The sequence below is a fragment of the Roseococcus sp. GW821-FHT12F05 genome, assembly GCF_058806835.1.
On the sequence record NZ_JBXAQB010000001.1, the window covers coordinates 906,790 to 923,202 of the forward strand.

Sequence of the window (16,413 nt, forward strand, 5' to 3'; positions counted from 1 at the left end):
ATGGCCCACGACGCCCAGGGCAACCGCGCCACCTTCGCCTCCGAGGAGGCCGCGCGCGCCTTCGACCACACCATCGAGGGCTTTCTCAAATACCGCGCCGACACGCCCCTGCGCCTCAAGGCCGCGCTGAAGCTCGACGGCGAGGCGCCGATGCTGCACGCCATGAAGGCGGCCTTCGCCATGCTGGCCTACAAATCGGCGCATGTCCCCGCCGCCAAGGCCGCGCTGGACCAGGCGCGGGCCCTCGGCGGCAATCCGCGCGAGCAGATGCACATGTCCGCCCTCGGCGCCTGGGCCGAGGGCGGGCAGGACCGCGCCATCGCCATCTGGGAGGACCTCCTCGCCGAGCACCCGCGCGACATCCTCGCCTTCCGCCTGCACCACTTCGCCGCCTTCTGGATGGGCAAGGCGCCGGAGATGATGGCCTCGGTCGAGCGCGCTTTGCCGCACTGGGACGGCGAGGTGCCCGGTTATGGCTCCATCCTCGCCTGCCGCGCCTTCGCCCATGAGGAATGCGGCAGCCTGGTCGTTGCCGAAGCCGCCGGCCGCGAGGCCATCCGCCGCGACCCCGCCGACCTCTGGGCCGCGCATGCCGTGGCCCATGTGCTGGAGATGCAGGGCCGCCGCGCCGAGGGGATCGGCTGGATCACCGGGCTCTCGCAGAACTTCGCGGGCGGCAACAACCTGCTGCACCACCTCTCCTGGCACCAGGCCATGTTCCACATGGAGCGCGGCGAGTTCGACGAGGTGCTGCGGCTCTACGACACCGGCTTCCGCGACCTGGACAGCCCGATCACCCAGATGCAGCCGGACCTCTATATCGACTGCCAGAACGCCGCCTCCATGCTCTTCCGGCTGGAGCGCCAGGGCGTCGACGTGGGCGAGCGCTGGCTGGAGCTGGCGGACAAGGCGGAGGGCCGCATCGGCGACTGCCTCTCCGCCTTCACCCTGCCGCACTGGATGATGGCGCTGACCGCCGACGGCCGCCTCGACGCGGCGGAACGGATGCTGGAGGCGATGCGCGACTACGGCCGCGCCAACACCGGCGAGAACGCCCGCATCGTCCGGGACGCCGCGGTGCCGTGCTGCGAGGCGCTGCTGCTCCGGGCCCGGGGGCAATATGCCGAGGCTGTCAGGGCGATGCGTCCGGCGATCGGTGGGCTCTACGAGCTCGGCGGCAGCCACGCGCAGCAGGACGTGCTGGAGCAGCTCTTCCTCGACTGCGCGGTGGAGGCGGGAATGGCCTCGGACGCGCAGTTGCTGCTGGAGCGCGTGGCCGGCCGCTGGCCCACGCCGCCCGAGCGGCGCGTGGGCTATGCCAAGGCGGCGCGGGCCTATCGTTAAGGCCCGATCGGGGGGATCGCTGAAGCCGTGAATCGCCCCCTCGGCGTCAGTCCGCGATGGTGAAGCGGAAGCGGCGGGTGGCGATGTCCGCCCAACGCGAGGGCAGCAGCTCCAGCAGCCGCAGCGGCCAGCCCATCCGGCGCGGGACGATGGCGCGCCCGCGTCCCGCCTCGATGGCGCGGGCCAGCCGTTCCGCCATCGCCTCCACGCTCAGCTCGAAGGGGTGGCGGCCACTGAACTTCCTGCTCATGTCGCTCGTGAAAAAGCTGGGCGCGCAGACCGTGACGCCGACGCCCTCCGAGAGCAGCCGGGCGCGCAGGCTCTCGCCATAGGCCCAGATTCCCGCCTTGGAGGCGCAATAGGCCGGGCTGTCCGGCAGCCCGCGGAAGGCCGCGACGGAGGCGATGAAGGCGAGCCGCCCCGCCCGCCGCGCGACCAGCCGCGGCAGCAGCGGCGCCACGGTGTTCACGGTGCCCAGCAGGTTCACCCCGAGCACCCGGTCGGCGCTGGCCCAGCCCTCCAGCCCGCCGCCATCAGGCGTGCCGCCGGTCACGCCGGCATTGGCGATGACGAGATCGAGCGGCGTCGCGTCGTCCCAGGCCAGGATCTGCGCGGCCAGCGGCCCGGCCTCCCGCACGTCGAGCGCGGCGATATGGGCCGCGGCCCCTCGGGCGGCGCAGGCCTCCGCCGTCCGGGCCAGGCCGGCCGGATCACGCGCGACAAGGTGCAGCGTGACGCCGGGCGCCGCGAAGCGCCGCGCCAGCGCGGCCCCGAGCCCCCGCGAGGCGCCGGTGACGAGGATGGCGCGGTGCTTCATGGCCGGTCCGGTGAGGTTCTGGTCGGAAAGGGATCCCACGGCACGAAAGCGGTTAATACCCGCGTTTGACAATGATTTGTTGCTGCGCGGCAGACACGATAGAAGAGCGGCGGGGGTGGGTCCCGTTCGGCCGGGCCCGCAGAGCGAAGAGGGGTTCCGCCTTTGACGGGTCTGATGCGGATGATGTTGATCCTTCTCCCGGCAGCCTTGGCCGGATGCGGAATGGAGATGCCGAGCTTGTCCTCGCCCGGCTCCGGCCCGATCGCGGATCCGGCGGCGCAGGTGGCGTCCTTGCCGCGCGGCGCGGACCCGCTCGGGGATTTCGCGGCCTCGGCCTCGCCCGGGCAGACCGGGATCGTGAACGGGCAGCCGGCGCGCCTCACCCGCTCCTACAATGCCGCGAGCGGCCGGGAGTGCCGCGAGATCGCGCTCGGCTCCGGCAGCAACGAGCGCGTGGCGGTGGCCTGCCGCAGGCCCGACGGCACCTTCGCCTCGTCGCGCCCCCTGCTGCGTGGGTCGCTCCGCTGATGAGCTCCATGCGGTACATCCCGCATGAGGTCAGCCTGTTCCATGCCATCCGGGCGCGGGGACGGGTCATCGGTGCCCTCATCCTGCGCGAGATCCATACGCGCTTCGGGCGGGAGAACCTCGGCTACATATGGCTCTTCGTGGAGCCGGCGATGCTCGGCGTGGGCGTTGCGCTCTGGAAGGCCCTCGCGGGCGGCGATTCCAACATGCCGGGCGGGCTGAACAAGTTCAGCTTCTTCGTCATCGGCTACATCGTGTTCTATCTCTACCGCACGCTGGTGAACCGCTCGCCGGGCGGAATCGAGGCCAATTTCCAGCTGTTCTATCATTCCAGGGTGACGGTCGAGGCGGTGATGCTGGCCCGCAGCCTGCTGGACACGGCGGCGGTGATGATCTGCGTGGCCGTCTTCTCCGTCCTGATCGGCCTGTTCGAGGGCGAATGGCCCAAGGATCCGCTGCAGATGGCGGCCGGCGTCCTGATGATGTTCGGGGTCGCCCATGGCACGGCCCTGCTGGCGCTCTCGGCCACGGCCATGGGATCGCAGCTGGTGGACCGCTTGATCCATCCTTTCACATATTTGATCCTACCATTCTCAGGCATGTTCTATATGATCTGGTGGATGCCTGGGCCCTATCAGGAGGTGCTGCTCTGGGTGCCGCTGATCCACATCATGGAATTCACGCGTGAGGGACAGTTCGGATTGGGCGTGCCATATCACTATAGCATCAACTACGTGCTGCTCTGGATCTTCTGCCTGAATTTCCTGGGCCTCTGCGCGCTCAAGGCGGCCAAACCGCATTTCGAGTCGTGAGGCGCGATGCTGGAACTGATCGGCGTCCGCAAGAGCTTCACGCGCAACGGCGTCACCCGCGAGGTGCTGAAGGGCGTGGATGCGACCTTCTGGCCGGGAGACGCGGTGGGCATCCTCGGCCGCAACGGATCGGGCAAGAGCACGCTCATCAAGATCATGGCGGGGGTGGAGCACCCGACCTCCGGCAGGATCCGGCGCCGGATGAGCATTTCCTGGCCCATGGGCTACGACGGGGCGGTGCACAGCGCGCTCTCGGGCGCGGACAATGCCCGCTTCATCGCGCGGCTCTACGACCGGCGCATCGACTGGGTGGAGAGCTTCGTCCAGGAATATTCCGAGATCGGCGACCAGTTCCGGCAGCCGGTGAAGACCTATTCGGCCGGCATGCGGGCGCGCCTCATCTTCGCGCTCTCCATGGCGGTGGATTTCGACTGCTATCTGATCGACGAGGTCATCGCTGCGGGCGATGCGCGTTTCGCGGAGCGGTGCCGCCAGTCGCTGCTCTCGCGGCGCGGGCGGAGCGCTCTGATCCTGGTGTCGCATCATATCGAGACGGTGCGCTCGCTCTGCACCCATGCTGCGATCCTGAGCGATGGAAGGCTCAAATTCCATGAAGATCTGGACCAGGCTTTCACCGAATACCAGCACCTCTAGCCGGCCCGCCGTCGCGACGCCGCCCAGCCAGGTCGCCGCCGCGCGGCCGACCGCCCTGCGGGAGCGGCCCTCGGCGCTGCGCGAGCGGCCGCGGGAGCGCCCGCTGCTGGGCTCGATCGGCGAAGGGATGCGCCGCCGGCGCACCTTGGGCGACTGGATGCGCGAGCATCCCTATACCTGCTGGGTGCTGCTCCCGACCTTGCTGGCCGGCCTCTACCTGTTCTTCGTCGCAACCCCGCAATACCTGAGCGAATCCCGCTTCACCGTGCGTTCGCAGATGCCACGCGCGGCGAACAACACGGTCGGCGGCGAGGTCCTGGGCTCCGCCGGCTTCATCACCTCGCCCGAGAACATCGCCGCGGTGAAGGACTTCCTCCTCTCCTACGACGCCATTCGCCGGGTGCGCGAGCAGATCGACCTGCTGGAGGTCTTCCGCCCCTCCTTCGCGGACCCTGTCTTCCGCCTCTGGTGGGCGCAGCCGACGGCGGAGCGGCTGCGCATGTTCTACCGATGGCAGATCACCGCCGACATCGACGCCTCCACGCTGATCACCGACCTCCGCGTCTGGACCTTCAGGCCGTCGGACAGCCAGGAGATTTCCCGCCGGCTGCTGGGGCTGGGCGAGGAGTTGGTGAACGAGATGAACTTCAACGTCCGCGAGGAGGCGCTGCGCGCCTCGCGCAACGAGCTCCAGCGCGCCGAGGAGCGGCTGGTGAACGCGCAGACGGCGATGACCCTGTTCCGCCAGACCTCGCAATCGCTCGATCCGGGGCAATCGTCGAACATCGCCGTGGGCACGATCGGCCAGCTCGAAGCCGATGCCGCCAGGGCGCGCAGCGACATGCAGACCCTTCTTGCTTTCACGCGGCCCAACAGCCCGCAGGTTCAGAACATCCGAAACCGCGTCGAAGCGCTCGAGGCCCAGGCGGCCGAGGAGCGGCGGCGGCTTGCCGCTGCCGGAACGGGCGTCACCGAGCAGCTCGCGACCTATACGCGCCTGCAGGCGGAGGTGGACCTGGCGACGCAGCAGCTCTCCGCGGCCCGGGTGACCTCCGACCGCGCGGCCGGCGACGCCCAGCGGCAGCAGATCTTCCTGCTGCGGGTGGTCGAGCCCAACCTGGCGGAGCGGTCGCTCTTCCCCCTGCCCTACTGGGCGACGCTCTATGTATTTCTTTCCCTGAGTCTCCTGTATGGTCTGGCCTGGTTGATGCTGGCCGGTATGAGGGAACATGCGCGCTGACAGGCTGATCCGGATCGCCCTGGCGACCCTCCTCATGACGGGCAGCGGTGCCCATGCGCAGAATCTGCTGGGCATGAGCTCCCTCTTCACCAACAGGCAGGCCATTCCGTCCTTCAATGCGGGCGCTGCCGGCGGCGGGGGGGCGGGGGCGGCAACCTCGGGCTCCAGCCCCGGCGACCCCGGCACGAGTCGCCTCGGCTCGACCACCGAGGCGGAGGCGGGCGCGACCGTCGTGACCCCGCTCGGCGAGACGTCCCGGCCGGCCGGGGCTCCCACCGCCGTCTTCGGGGCGGCGTTGTTCACGCGGGGCGCGGACATCACCTCCGACGCGCCCAACCCCAACTATATCTTGGCACCCGGCGACAGGGTCTCGGTTCGGGTCTGGGGCGCGGTGGACTCCGAGGCCAACGGCGTCGTCGACCCCTCGGGCAATTTCTTCCTGCCGAATATCGGGCCGATCTCGCTGGCCGGCACGCGGTCCGGCGATCTGCAGACCAAGGTCCAGACCGAGGTGGGCCGCGTCTACAACCAGCAGGTCCAGGTCTATTCGGTCGTGCTGTCGACCCAACGCATCGGCGTCTTCGTGACGGGCTTCGTGCGGACCCCTGGCCGCTTCGCCGGCAGCGCGGCGGACAGCGTGCTGGACTTCCTGGTCCGGGCGGGCGGCGTCGATGCCTCGCGCGGCAGCTATCGGGAGATCTCGGTCCTGCGCGGCGGCCGGCAGGTCGTCAACGTGGATCTCTACAGCTTCCTGCTGGACGGGCGCCTTCCGGTCGTTCGCTTGCAGGAAGGCGACACCCTCGTTGTCGGCCGCCAGCGCGCGCTGGTGGGCGCGGGCGGAGCCGTGCGCAACAACTTCCTGTTCGAGGTGCCGAACCGGGTGATGAGCGGGCGCGAGATCGTCGAGTATTCCCGCCCGCTCCCCAGCGCCACCAACGCCATCATCCAGGGCAGCCGGGGCGGCCGGCCCTACTCGCGCTACGTGGGTCTGTCCGAGCTCCCCGGCGTCACGCTGGGCGACCAGGACGTGGTGACCTTCATCACGGACCGGCCCGCGCAGACGGTCCAGGTGTCGGTGGAAGGCAGCCGGATCGGACCCTCGGTGCTCGTGGTCGATCGCGACACGCAGCTCTGCGAGATGCTGGACTACATCGCTGTCGATCCGGTGCTCGCCGACACGTCCAGCATCTACCTGCTGCGACCGAGCGTCGCCGCACAGCAGACGCGCTCGCTGAACGAGGCGGCCGACCGGCTGGAGCGCGCCCTCTTCCTCACGGTCTCGCCCACCGCGGGCGTGGCTGCCATCCGCTCCGCCGAGGCGCAGATGGTCTCGACCTACCTGCAGCGTGCGCGACGTATCCAGCCGGAAGGCCGGGTCGTGGTCTTCAGCGACGGCCGTTGCTCCGGCGTGCGCCTGCTGGACGGCGACACCATCGTCATCCCCGAGCGGCGCGACACGGTGCTGGTGGCGGGCGAGATCGGCTCGCCGCGGGCTATCGTCTGGCGTCCGGGAATCACGGTCGAGCGGCTCGTGGGCGAGGCCGGCGGCCTGACGGCCCGCGGCAGCCTGAGCAACATCATGATCCGCCGGGCTTCGGGCGAGGTGGTGCTCGACCCGAACGCGCCGCTGCGGCCGGGAGACGAGGTGATCGCGCTGCCTCGGTTGGACGGGCGCTACCTTCAGCTCGCGACGGACATCATGCAGGTGCTGTTCCAGGCGGCCCTGGCGGCGCGGGTCTTCACCAACTAGCCGCTGTTGCGGCGGCGTGTCCTTGCGGCCTAACCTCACCGCATGGACACGCCCAACCTCGCGCCCTTCCCGGCGCAGCACGACCTCGGCGGGAATCCGCGCTTCCGCTGCACGCCCGTCGAGACGGACGAGAACGCGCCGCCGGATGATTTCGGCAAGCGGGTGGACGCGCTGCGCGCCGTCCTGCGCGACAAGGGCCTGATCACCACCGACGAGCAGCGCTTCAACATCGAGAGCCTGCCCGAGCCCGAATATTTCGATCTCACCTATTATGAGAAATGGCTGCGGGCCGTCGCGGCCGTGATGATCGCCAAAGGCGCCGTCACCTGGGAGGAGCTCCAGTGAGCCTCGGCGTCGGAGAGACCGGGACGGCGCGCTTCTCCACCGGCCAGGCGGTGCGCGTGAAGGATTCGAAGCCCGAGCGGGTGGCGCGCATGCATCTGCGGACGCCGCATTACGTGCGCGGCCGGATGGGCCGCGTCGAGCGCGTGCTCGGCACCTTCCCCAATCCCGAGGACATCGCCTTCAACCGGCCGGCCGAGCCGCGCGTGCTCTACCACGTGCTGTTCGAGCAGCAGCCCGTCTGGGGCGAGGGCCAGGAAGGCGACACCCTGCTGATCGAGCTCTTCGAACACTGGCTGGAGGAAGCGTGACATGGCCACCCAACCGCCCCGCGCCGAAAGCCTCGCGCTGCTGGAGAAACTGGAAGCCGCGCTGAAGCGCCGCGGGATCGTCAGCGACGAGGAGATCGCCCAGAAGCAGGCCTCCGCCGACCGTGCCAATCCCATGACCGGCGCCCGCATGGTGGCGCGGGCCTGGATCGACCCGGAGTGGCGCGCCCTGCTGCTGCGCGACGGCACGGCGGCCGCCGAGGCGATGGGAATCTCCATGCGCGGCAATCCGCCGCTGGGCGTGCTCGAGGACACGGCGAGCGTTCATCATCTCGTGGTCTGCACGCTCTGCAGCTGCTACCCGCGTGCGATCATCGGCTACCCGCCGCACTGGTACAAATCCTCCGCCTACCGCAGCCGCGCCGTGCGCGAGCCGCGGGCGGTGCTGGCCGAGTTCGGCACGGTGCTGCCGGCGGGCATCCAGGTGCGCGTCGTGGACAGCACGGCGGACTTCCGCTGGATGGTCCTGCCACTGCGCCCCGAGGGCACCGAGGGCTGGAGCGAGGACCAGCTCACCGCCCTCGTCACGCGCGACCACCTGGTCGGCGTCTCGCTGCCGGATGCCGGCCGAAAGGCGTCGCGCGCCGCGTGATCCGCAGGGCTGGCGTGACGGCCCGGGTCTTTTCGTTGCGCTTTCGGCGTGCGAACGACGGTCATCGAAACCGGACCAGGGACTGACATGTCCGAAGCCGCGAGGGCCGAGCCCGACGGCCTGCCGCAACCGCGCCGGACCTATGCCACCATCTGCCTGGCGGCGGGCATCGCCATCGCGGTGCTCGACGCCAGCATGGTCAACATCGCGCTGCCCTCTGCTGCGCGCTCGCTCGGGTTGACGCCGGCCGAGGCGGTCTGGGTGGTCAACGCCTTCCAGATCACCGTCGTCGGCATGCTGATCCCCTTCTCCGCGCTGGGCGAGATCCTGGGGTTCAAGCGCGTCTGGGGCTTCGGCCTCGCGATGTTCAGCCTCGGCGCGCTGGGCTCGGCCCTGGCGCCGGATTTCGGCCTGCTGCTGGCGGCGCGCGTGATACAGGGCTTCGGCGCCGCGGCGGTGATGAGCCTGCTCTCCGGGCTCATCCGCCATAGCTATCCAACGAACCAGCTCGGCCGCGCCATCGGCAACAATGCGATGACGGTGGCGATCTGCTCGGCCGCGGGGCCTTCGATCGGCGCGGCGGTGCTGGCGGTGGCGCCCTGGCCCTTCGTCTTCGCGGCCCATGTGCCGATCGGTGTGGCCGTGCTGGTCTTCGGCGTGCGGCACCTGCCGGACGTGCCGCGGCAGCATCGGCTTTTCGATTTCCTTTCGGCCGGGCTCAACGTCGCGGCCTTCGGGCTCGCCTTCCTCGGGCTCGACCTGCTGCTGCACCGGCCGGCCGTCGGCGTGCTGCTGCTGGCCTCGGGCATCGCCTGCGGCGCGGCGCTGGTCTGGCGCGAGATGTCGCGCTCCACGCCGCTGCTGCCGCTCGACCTGCTGCGGGTGCGCTCCATCCGCCTCGCGGTGATCGCCTCCACCTGCATGTTCGCGGTGCATATCCTGGTCGCGATCAACATGCCCTTCCATCTCTCCTCGGCGGGATTCACGCCGGTGCAGATCGGGCTGATCATCACGCCCTACCCGATCGCGATCGGCCTGCTAGCGCCCATCGCGGGGCGGCTGTCGGACCGGCTGCCTTCGGCGATTCCCTGCGCCATCGGCGGCGGGACGCTGGCGGTCGCGATGGTGCTGCTGGCTTTCCTGCCGCCGGAACGGCCGGAGCTGATCTGCCCGGCGTTGCTGCTGGCCGGCATCGGCTTCGGCTTCTTCCAGGCGCCCAACAACCGGGCGATCGTGATCAACGCGCCGCGCGCGCGGGCCGGCGGGGCCGGCGGGCTGCAATCCACGGCACGGGTGCTGGGCCAGGCCTTCGGGGCGACCGTGGCGGCGGCCTGCTTCACGCTCGCCGGGCCCTGGCTGGCCTTCCTGTGCGGCTCGGTGCTGGCGGTGATGTCCGGGGTCGCGAGCCTGTCTAGGCGGTAGCGAGGCGCGATTCGCGCGAGGCCAGCCCGCCCTGAGCCAGGATGAAGTCCGCGATCTCGGCCACGCCCAGGTCGATCTTCAGGTTGGAGAAGATGAAGGGCCGCGCGCCGCGCATGCGCCGCGCGTCCCGGTCCATGACGGAGAGGTCCGCGCCGACCAGCGGCGCCAGGTCGATCTTGTTGATCGCCAGCATGTCCGACCGCGTGATGCCGGGCCCGCCCTTGCGCGGGATCTTGTCGCCGGCCGAGACGTCGATGACGTAGATCGTGAGGTCCGCGAGCTCGGGGCTGAAGGTGGCGGCCAGGTTGTCGCCGCCGCTCTCGATGAAGAGAATCTCCAGCTTTGGGAAGCGCTCGGCCATCTCGTCCACGGCGGCGAGGTTGATGGAGGCATCCTCGCGGATGGCCGTGTGCGGGCAGCCGCCGGTCTCCACGCCCATGATGCGCTCGGGCTCCAGCGCGCCGGCGCGGGTGAGGAACTCGGCATCCTCCTTGGTGTAGATGTCGTTGGTGATGGCGGCGATGTCGTGCGTGCGGCGGAGCAGGCGGCAGAGCCGCTCGACCAGTGCCGTCTTGCCCGAGCCCACGGGGCCGCCGACGCCGACACGGAAGGGACCTGTGCTCATGATCTGAAGAGCCTCGTGTACTGGGTTTCGTGACGCATGGAGAGCATGTCGAGCAGGGGGACCGCGGTGCCGAGATCGTCGAGCGATGCGGTCTCCGCGATGGTCGCGCATTCCGCGACGATGGGCAAAAGCGCTGATGTCGCGTGCTGCCCGTTCGTCTGGCCGAGAGGGACCAGCCGCACGCCGGCGCTGACCAAGTTGGCAGCAAAGCCCTGCAGATAGGCGAGCAGCGCGGGCCGCAATGGAATTCCTGCCATCCCCGCCGCCGCGCCGAAGGCGACCGCATGCGCGAGCCGCCCGCGATGCCGCTTCGCGAAAGCGGCAAAGCGCGCGTCTGGCCAGACGGCCGCCGTCACGCTGGCGAAGCTGCCGCCCTGCTGCGTGGATTCCAGCGCCGTTTCCGCCGTTCCGCGCCAGGCGGCGGCGAGTTCGGCGACCTCGTCCAGCGCCGTGTCGTCCGCCGCGCGATGGGCATGGGCGAAGAGCACCGAGTCCACATGGCCGGCGCCGCGGCGCAGCGCCGCCTCGACATAGCGCACCAGCGCATGGCGATCCGGGATGCGCCCTTCCTCTACCGCCATCTCAATGCCGTGGCTGTAGCTGAAGCCGCCCACGGGATAGGCGGGCGAGGTCCAGGCCATCAGGCGGAAGAGATCGGCGTCAGTCACCATGATGGTGGTGCAGGTGCTTCTCGTCATGGTGGTCATGATCGTGGCCATGCCCATCGTGATGGCTGTGTTCATGGTGGTGCTGGTGCGAGCTGCGGTTGTGCTCGCCATAGGCACCGCCCTCGGGGTTGAAGGGCGCGCGCACCCGGGTGAGCTGCGCGCCCAGCCCGCGCAGCATCGCCTCGATCACATGGTCTTCGCGGATCAGGATGCGGCCGGCCTGGAGCTCCGCCGGCAGATGCCGGTTGCCGAGATGCCAGGCGAGGCGGACCAGCGCCGCCGTGCTGGCCGCGCGCACCTCGACCAGCGGCTCGTCCGCGGCGCGGACCAGCACGGCGCGGCCGTCGTCGAGCAGCAGCCCGTCGCCGTCGCGCAACACCTGCGCCTCGGCGAGGTCGAGCACGAAGGGGATGCCGCCGGCGGTCTCGTAGCGCTTGCGGCGGCGGAAGCGGTCGTCGAAGTCGAGCATGACCTCGGCATCGGCCGTGAAGCTGCCCGGGGGGAGCACCTTCGTGGCGCGTGGGAGGGAGTCGTGCATCACGTGGCCTCCTCTCAGAACAGGAAGTAGCGCTGCGCCATGGGCAGCACCTTTGCGGGCTCGCAGATCAGCAGCTCGCCGTCGGCGCGGACCTCGTAGGTCTCGGCGTCGATCTCCATCACGGGCGTGGCATCGTTCAGGACCATGCTCTTCTTGGTGATGCCGCCGCGCGTGTTGAACACCGGCAGCAGCGGCCGCGTGAGCCCGAGCGTGCGGTCGATCCCGGCCTCGATGGCCGCGATCGAGGTGAAGGTCACGGAGCTGAACAGGTTGGCTCGGCCGAAGGCGCCGAACATCGGGCGGTAGTGCACCGGCTGCGGCGTGGGGATGGAGGCGTTGGGATCGCCCATCGGCGCCATGGCGATGCTGCCGCCCTTCAGGATCATGTCCGGCTTCACGCCGAAGAAGGCGGGATTCCACAGCACGAGGTCCGCCATCTTGCCGACCTCGACGCTGCCGACATGCGTGGCGATCCCCTGGGAGATCGCTGGGTTGATCGTGTACTTCGCGATGTAGCGGCGGGCGCGGAGGTTGTCGTTGTCGCCGGTCTCGCCGGGGAGCCGCCCGCGCTGGACCTTCATCTTGTGGGCGGTCTGCCAGGTGCGGATGATCACCTCGCCGACGCGGCCCATGGCCTGGCTGTCGGACGACATCATCGAGATGGCGCCGATGTCGTGCAGGATGTCCTCGGCGGCGATGGTCTCGCGCCGGATGCGCGATTCCGCGAAGGCCACGTCCTCGGCGATGCGCGGGTCCAGGTGATGGCAGACCATGAGCATATCGAGATGCTCGTCGACCGTGTTCACCGTGTAGGGCATCGTCGGGTTGGTGGACGACGGCAGCACGTTGGCTTCGCCGACAAGACGAAGAATATCCGGCGCGTGGCCGCCGCCCGCGCCCTCCGTGTGGAAGGCCTGGATGCAGCGGCCGGCGATGGCGCGGATCGTCTCCTCGACGAAGCCGGATTCGTTCAGCGTGTCGGTGTGGATGGCGACCTGCACGTCGAAGCGGTCCGCGACGTCGAGGCAGGTGTCGATGGCCTTGGGGGTGGTGCCCCAGTCCTCGTGCAGCTTGAGGCCCGCGGCGCCGGCGCGGATCATCTCCTCCAGCGCGTCGGGCTTGGAGGCATTGCCCTTGCCGAGGAAGCCGAGATTCATCGGGAAGGCCTCGGCCGCCTGCATCATGCGCGCGAGGTGCCAGGGCCCCGGCGTGGAGGTGGTGGCGAGCGTGCCGTGCGCGGGGCCGGTGCCGCCGCCGAACATGGTGGTGACGCCGGAGGCCAGCGCCTCCTCGATCTGCTGCGGGCAGATGAAGTGGATGTGCGGGTCGATGCCGCCCGCGGTCAGGATTTTTCCTTCCCCCGCAATGATTTCGGTCCCTGGGCCGATGATGATGTCCACGCCCGGCTGGGTGTCCGGATTGCCGGCCTTGCCGATGGCGGCGATCAGCCCGTCGCGCAGGGCCACGTCGGCCTTCACCACGCCCCAATGGTCGAGGATCAGCGCATTGGTGATGACCGTGTCGGCCGAGCCCTGGGCGCGCGTGAGCTGCGACTGGCCCATGCCGTCGCGGATCACCTTGCCGCCGCCGAACTTCACCTCCTCGCCATAGATCGTCAGGTCCTTCTCGACCTCGATGAACAGCTCGGTGTCGGCGAGCCGCACCTTGTCTCCGACGGTGGGGCCGTACATGCCGGCATAGGCGGAGCGGGAGAGGCGGGCCATCAGACTTCGCCTTCCACGAGACCGCGGAACCCGTGGACCACGCGCAGCCCCAGCAGCGGGATCAGCTTCACCTTGCGCGACTGCCCGGGCTCGAAGCGCACCGCGGTCCCGGCCGCGATGTCGAGCCGCTGGCCGCGCGCCGCCTCACGGTCGAAGGACAGCGCCGCGTTGGTCTCGAAGAAATGGTAGTGGCTGCCGACCTGGATGGGCCGGTCGCCGGTGTTGGCGACCTCCAGCTCCGTCACGGGCTGGCCCGCGTTCAGCTCGATCTCGCCTTCGGGGCAGATGACTTCGCCGGGGATCATCTGGCTGACCTATCGGATCGGGTTGTGGACGGTGACGAGCTTGGTGCCGTCCGGGAAGGTGGCCTCGACCTGGATGTCGTGGATCATCTCCGCGATCCCCTCCATCACCTGATCGCGCCGGATGACCTCGCCGCCGGCGGCCATGAGGTCGGCCACGGAACGGCCGTCGCGCGCGCCCTCCACCACGAAGTCGGTGATCAGGGCGATCGCCTCCGGATGGTTCAGCTTCACGCCGCGCTCCAGCCGCCTTCGGGCCACCTGCGCGGCCATGGCGATGAGCAGCTTGTCTTTCTCGCGGGGCGTGAGTTGCATTGCAGCATCATGGCGCGGGGCGCCTCAGCACGTCCACAGTCTTGGCAGGGACTTAGGGCGTCCGAGCGCCGCCGAGCGCATCTCCATGATCGCCGTGGCCATGGCGCCACGCACCCCGCCGGCCGTGCCGAGGAAGCGCAGCAGCAGCAGGCCGGGGCGGACGAGGCTGGCCGCGCCCTGTGTCAGCTCGCGGGCGAGCTCGCGATGGCGGGCGGCATCCTCCGCCAGCAGCAGGACCATGCCGAGGGCCTCAGCGCCATCCAGGCCGAAGGGCGCGTCGCGCCGGGCGGCGTCCAGCGCCAGCGCATCGGCCCAGAGAAGGCGGCCGCCCTGGTGCAGGCGCCAAGCATCGTGCAGGGCACCGCTTTTCCAGATCTCGCCGCGCGCGATGCGGCCGAGGACGACCGATTCCGCCGCCAGCAAGGTGCCGCCAGGCGCCACCTGCGCGTCCATCCGGCGGCGGAGGCGGGCGCCGTCGAAGAGGATGGCCTCCTGCGGCAGGTATTCCAGCACGGCTCCATCAGCGACTTCGAGGCGCACGGTGATGCGGGATTTCTCGCCGAGGCTGCGGTAGATCTTTTCCGCCGCCGGCGTCGTCACGAGCGCCTGCGCGCCCTCCCGTAGCGCGAGCCGGGCTTCCAGCGCGTCGCCGCCGGCGAGTCCTCCGGCGACATTCACCAGCACCGCCTCCAGCGGCTGGCCCGGATCGGGCGTCGGGAAGAGCACGCGCAGCGGCGCCGCCTGGTGCAGCCGCGCCAGCCCTTGCGCCGCCACCTCCAGCGATGCCGCGCCGATCGCCCGCTGATGTCGAATCAGAGATTGGTCGCTTACGGTCATTCGCGTTCAGATACGAGGAACGACGGGCATAGCGGGATACGCCGGGATTTGGCGGGATGTAGAGGGACGGCAAGCTACGCCTATAAACGGTTGACTACGGCACGAATGTCCGGTCAGTGTCCGGTCGGGAGGGCCGGACATGGGGCTGCAGGTAGTCAGTGAGGGGCCTGTAAGGATCACTCGCACGACAATTGAGGGGGCATGGCGCCGCCGCGCGCCGAATGCCCGACTGGTGATCCGGGACGCCGAGTGTCGCGGCCTGGCCTTGGTGGTGAACTCGACCAGCATGTCGTGGACCTTCAGCTATAAGCCGCGCGGGGTGGACACTCTGACCGGACGGCGCTTCTCGACCAAGAGCGTGACGATCGGTGGTCCCGCTACCCACTCACCTGAACAGGCTCGCATGGAGGCCAATAGGGCGAAGGAACGCGCAAAGGGTGGGTCTGACCCAGCAGCGGAGAAGAAGGCCAAGCAGGCCGCGGAGGCGACCCGCAGGGCATCTACGACAACGCGTCTCGTTGAACTCTACGCCAAGGATCTGCCCAAGCGGCCAAAGCTTCGCGGACACGGCGCGCCATCGGCCCGCTATATATTGAACGAGTTGGCGCACCTCCGCGCCGCCATCGCGATCATGCGAGTGGGCGACAATCCTGCCGACGACATATCGACCTTTCATCTGCGGACACTGTTGCGAGCCGGCGGGACGCAGCAGGCTCGCGCGGTTCATCGCTTCGGAGCAACGGCCCGCTTCCTCGACTGGTGCCTGGACGAGGGGCATTTGAAGGCGAACCCCTGCGCTGGCGTCAGCAGAGCGAAGCGCCCGAAGGCCGCGCAGGCGCGCAGCCGGTTCCTGCTGCCGATCCAAGTCGCCGCACTCTGGAAAGCGGCCGAGGCCATGGATCTGGACGTACATCGCGATTATGCGCGGTTCATGTTGGTGGTGCCCTGCCGGCGCAGTGAGGCAGCCAGGATGGATTGGTCACATATCGACTTGGACTCGGCGACCTGGGACCAGCCGGACAAGCTGACGAAGAATGGCGATCCGCACCGCATCCATCTTCCGGTGCTTGTGCTCGAAATCCTGCGCCGCCGGCATAAGCGGGCCGGCGAACCTCGGGCAGGCCTCGTGTTCCCCGCGCCGAGGAGCGGAAAGGCCCTGACCACGTTCAGCGAGATCGGCGCCGAGCTGAGTAGGCTGGCGGACTTTTCGGCATGGTCTTGGCATGATCTGCGCCGAACCTTCGCCACGGCGCTCGGCGAGACCGGCTTTTCGGAAGCGGTCGCGGACGCGGTGCTGAACCACAGGCAGACGGCCACCCGTGGGGGCGTGCTGGGCGTCTATCAGCGCTCGGAGCGGTGGGGAGAACGGAAGGCGGCGATGGAGGCTTGGGGGGCCATCCTGGCGTCAGCTATCGCCGGCAACGAGCCAAAGAGCCAGCTTGCCGATCTGGATGTCGAGCGGGCGAAGAGGGTGGCGTCAGCCTGACCGCGTTTCTCGATTTGGAAGCGTTCCCCAAAATCCCCAAAACCCTCCCTACGAGGAGCCGCGGCCGATGATGGAGAGGCTCGGGCGA

General features: G+C 69.4%; 19 protein-coding genes. 11 read left to right on the forward strand and 8 right to left on the reverse strand.

What is annotated here, in order from left to right; genetic code table 11:
- A complete protein-coding gene (locus AC1ROY_RS04600) occupies positions 1–1,344 on the forward strand; it encodes a tetratricopeptide repeat protein (RefSeq protein ID WP_493147400.1) in 1,344 nt (447 codons plus the stop codon).
- A gap of 46 nt (positions 1,345–1,390) precedes the next feature.
- Here AC1ROY_RS04600 and AC1ROY_RS04605 read toward each other — a convergent pair whose 3' ends face one another.
- Complete coding sequence (locus AC1ROY_RS04605) at positions 1,391–2,161, reverse strand: SDR family NAD(P)-dependent oxidoreductase (RefSeq protein ID WP_493147401.1); 771 nt, start codon at positions 2,159–2,161, stop codon at positions 1,391–1,393.
- Positions 2,162–2,389: 228 nt separating this feature from the next.
- Between AC1ROY_RS04605 and AC1ROY_RS04610 the strand changes: the two genes are divergently transcribed.
- The 9 genes from AC1ROY_RS04610 to AC1ROY_RS04650 all read left to right on the forward strand — a co-directional run bounded on the left by AC1ROY_RS04610 (position 2,390) and on the right by AC1ROY_RS04650 (position 9,830).
- Complete coding sequence (locus AC1ROY_RS04610; RefSeq protein WP_493147402.1) at positions 2,390–2,689, forward strand: RT0821/Lpp0805 family surface protein; 300 nt, start codon at positions 2,390–2,392, stop codon at positions 2,687–2,689.
- The gene (locus AC1ROY_RS04615; protein ID WP_493147403.1) at positions 2,689–3,501 is read left to right on the forward strand and encodes an ABC transporter permease; all 813 of its coding nucleotides are present in this window, start codon (positions 2,689–2,691) and stop codon (positions 3,499–3,501) included. The genes AC1ROY_RS04610 and AC1ROY_RS04615 overlap by 1 nt, the downstream gene beginning before the upstream one ends.
- A gap of 6 nt (positions 3,502–3,507) precedes the next feature.
- Positions 3,508–4,155 (forward strand): ABC transporter ATP-binding protein, encoded by a 648-nt coding sequence (locus AC1ROY_RS04620; RefSeq protein WP_493147404.1) that lies wholly within the window; start codon positions 3,508–3,510, stop codon positions 4,153–4,155.
- Positions 4,112–5,395, forward strand: a complete 1,284-nt coding sequence (locus AC1ROY_RS04625) for a KpsE/RkpR family capsule polysaccharide export protein (protein ID WP_493147405.1) — start codon at positions 4,112–4,114, stop codon at positions 5,393–5,395. The genes AC1ROY_RS04620 and AC1ROY_RS04625 overlap by 44 nt, the downstream gene beginning before the upstream one ends.
- Positions 5,385–7,145 carry a polysaccharide biosynthesis/export family protein gene (locus AC1ROY_RS04630; RefSeq protein WP_493147406.1) on the forward strand — a complete coding sequence of 587 codons (1,761 nt, stop codon included), beginning with the start codon at positions 5,385–5,387 and terminating at the stop codon, positions 7,143–7,145. The genes AC1ROY_RS04625 and AC1ROY_RS04630 overlap by 11 nt, the downstream gene beginning before the upstream one ends.
- Before the next feature lie 42 nt (positions 7,146–7,187).
- On the forward strand, positions 7,188–7,490 hold the full coding sequence (locus tag AC1ROY_RS04635) for a nitrile hydratase (protein WP_493147407.1): 303 nt from the start codon (positions 7,188–7,190) through the stop codon (positions 7,488–7,490).
- Entirely contained in the window at positions 7,487–7,798 is a 312-nt protein-coding gene (locus AC1ROY_RS04640) for an SH3-like domain-containing protein (protein WP_493147408.1), read from the forward strand. Before AC1ROY_RS04635 ends, AC1ROY_RS04640 begins: the two co-directional genes overlap by 4 nt.
- Position 7,799: 1 nt before the next feature.
- Complete coding sequence (locus AC1ROY_RS04645; RefSeq protein ID WP_493147409.1) at positions 7,800–8,408, forward strand: nitrile hydratase subunit alpha; 609 nt, start codon at positions 7,800–7,802, stop codon at positions 8,406–8,408.
- An 87-nt stretch (positions 8,409–8,495) separates the two neighbouring features.
- Entirely contained in the window at positions 8,496–9,830 is a 1,335-nt protein-coding gene (locus AC1ROY_RS04650) for an MFS transporter (protein WP_493147410.1), read from the forward strand.
- On the opposite strand, the gene ureG is transcribed toward AC1ROY_RS04650, so the two are convergent.
- The 7 genes from ureG to AC1ROY_RS04685 are packed head-to-tail and all read right to left on the reverse strand — an operon-like array spanning position 9,820 to position 14,839.
- On the reverse strand, positions 9,820–10,455 hold the full coding sequence (ureG, locus tag AC1ROY_RS04655) for an urease accessory protein UreG (protein WP_493147411.1): 636 nt from the start codon (positions 10,453–10,455) through the stop codon (positions 9,820–9,822). The two genes, AC1ROY_RS04650 and ureG, sit on opposite strands and share 11 nt — an antisense overlap.
- Positions 10,452–11,153, reverse strand: coding sequence for an urease accessory protein UreF (locus AC1ROY_RS04660; protein ID WP_493147412.1), 702 nt, complete (start codon positions 11,151–11,153; stop codon positions 10,452–10,454). The genes ureG and AC1ROY_RS04660 overlap by 4 nt, the downstream gene beginning before the upstream one ends.
- Positions 11,116–11,661, reverse strand: coding sequence for an urease accessory protein UreE C-terminal domain-containing protein (locus AC1ROY_RS04665; RefSeq protein WP_493147413.1), 546 nt, complete (start codon positions 11,659–11,661; stop codon positions 11,116–11,118). Before AC1ROY_RS04665 ends, AC1ROY_RS04660 begins: the two co-directional genes overlap by 38 nt.
- 14 nt (positions 11,662–11,675) lie before the next feature.
- Positions 11,676–13,385: an urease subunit alpha gene (gene ureC, locus AC1ROY_RS04670; RefSeq protein WP_493147414.1), complete on the reverse strand. Its 1,710-nt coding sequence runs from the start codon at positions 13,383–13,385 to the stop codon at positions 11,676–11,678.
- Positions 13,385–13,690 carry an urease subunit beta gene (locus tag AC1ROY_RS04675; RefSeq protein WP_493147415.1) on the reverse strand — a complete coding sequence of 102 codons (306 nt, stop codon included), beginning with the start codon at positions 13,688–13,690 and terminating at the stop codon, positions 13,385–13,387. Before AC1ROY_RS04675 ends, ureC begins: the two co-directional genes overlap by 1 nt.
- A gap of 9 nt (positions 13,691–13,699) precedes the next feature.
- Positions 13,700–14,002: an urease subunit gamma gene (locus AC1ROY_RS04680; RefSeq protein WP_493147416.1), complete on the reverse strand. Its 303-nt coding sequence runs from the start codon at positions 14,000–14,002 to the stop codon at positions 13,700–13,702.
- 24 nt (positions 14,003–14,026) lie between these two features.
- The gene (locus tag AC1ROY_RS04685) at positions 14,027–14,839 is read right to left on the reverse strand and encodes an urease accessory protein UreD (RefSeq protein ID WP_493147417.1); all 813 of its coding nucleotides are present in this window, start codon (positions 14,837–14,839) and stop codon (positions 14,027–14,029) included.
- 139 nt (positions 14,840–14,978) lie between these two features.
- Between AC1ROY_RS04685 and AC1ROY_RS04690 the strand changes: the two genes are divergently transcribed.
- Positions 14,979–16,325: a tyrosine-type recombinase/integrase gene (locus tag AC1ROY_RS04690; protein WP_493147418.1), complete on the forward strand. Its 1,347-nt coding sequence runs from the start codon at positions 14,979–14,981 to the stop codon at positions 16,323–16,325.
- Positions 16,326–16,413 lie beyond the last annotated feature (88 nt).

Bases quoted from the DNA above. Each gene is read 5' to 3' on its own strand.
- AC1ROY_RS04600 (WP_493147400.1), top strand. From the start codon at position 1: ATGGCCCACGACGCCCAGGGCAACCGCGCCACCTTCGCCTCCGAGGAG.
- AC1ROY_RS04605 (WP_493147401.1), bottom strand. From the start codon at position 2,161: ATGAAGCACCGCGCCATCCTCGTCACCGGCGCCTCGCGGGGGCTCGGG.
- AC1ROY_RS04610 (WP_493147402.1), top strand. From the start codon at position 2,390: ATGCCGAGCTTGTCCTCGCCCGGCTCCGGCCCGATCGCGGATCCGGCG.
- AC1ROY_RS04615 (WP_493147403.1), top strand. From the start codon at position 2,689: ATGAGCTCCATGCGGTACATCCCGCATGAGGTCAGCCTGTTCCATGCC.
- AC1ROY_RS04620 (WP_493147404.1), top strand. From the start codon at position 3,508: ATGCTGGAACTGATCGGCGTCCGCAAGAGCTTCACGCGCAACGGCGTC.
- AC1ROY_RS04625 (WP_493147405.1), top strand. From the start codon at position 4,112: ATGAAGATCTGGACCAGGCTTTCACCGAATACCAGCACCTCTAGCCGG.
- AC1ROY_RS04630 (WP_493147406.1), top strand. From the start codon at position 5,385: ATGCGCGCTGACAGGCTGATCCGGATCGCCCTGGCGACCCTCCTCATG.
- AC1ROY_RS04635 (WP_493147407.1), top strand. From the start codon at position 7,188: ATGGACACGCCCAACCTCGCGCCCTTCCCGGCGCAGCACGACCTCGGC.
- AC1ROY_RS04645 (WP_493147409.1), top strand. From the start codon at position 7,800: ATGGCCACCCAACCGCCCCGCGCCGAAAGCCTCGCGCTGCTGGAGAAA.
- AC1ROY_RS04650 (WP_493147410.1), top strand. From the start codon at position 8,496: ATGTCCGAAGCCGCGAGGGCCGAGCCCGACGGCCTGCCGCAACCGCGC.
- ureG (WP_493147411.1), bottom strand. From the start codon at position 10,455: ATGAGCACAGGTCCCTTCCGTGTCGGCGTCGGCGGCCCCGTGGGCTCG.
- AC1ROY_RS04660 (WP_493147412.1), bottom strand. From the start codon at position 11,153: ATGACGAGAAGCACCTGCACCACCATCATGGTGACTGACGCCGATCTC.
- AC1ROY_RS04665 (WP_493147413.1), bottom strand. From the start codon at position 11,661: ATGCACGACTCCCTCCCACGCGCCACGAAGGTGCTCCCCCCGGGCAGC.
- ureC (WP_493147414.1), bottom strand. From the start codon at position 13,385: ATGGCCCGCCTCTCCCGCTCCGCCTATGCCGGCATGTACGGCCCCACC.
- AC1ROY_RS04675 (WP_493147415.1), bottom strand. From the start codon at position 13,690: ATGATCCCCGGCGAAGTCATCTGCCCCGAAGGCGAGATCGAGCTGAAC.
- AC1ROY_RS04680 (WP_493147416.1), bottom strand. From the start codon at position 14,002: ATGCAACTCACGCCCCGCGAGAAAGACAAGCTGCTCATCGCCATGGCC.
- AC1ROY_RS04685 (WP_493147417.1), bottom strand. From the start codon at position 14,839: ATGACCGTAAGCGACCAATCTCTGATTCGACATCAGCGGGCGATCGGC.
- AC1ROY_RS04690 (WP_493147418.1), top strand. From the start codon at position 14,979: ATGGGGCTGCAGGTAGTCAGTGAGGGGCCTGTAAGGATCACTCGCACG.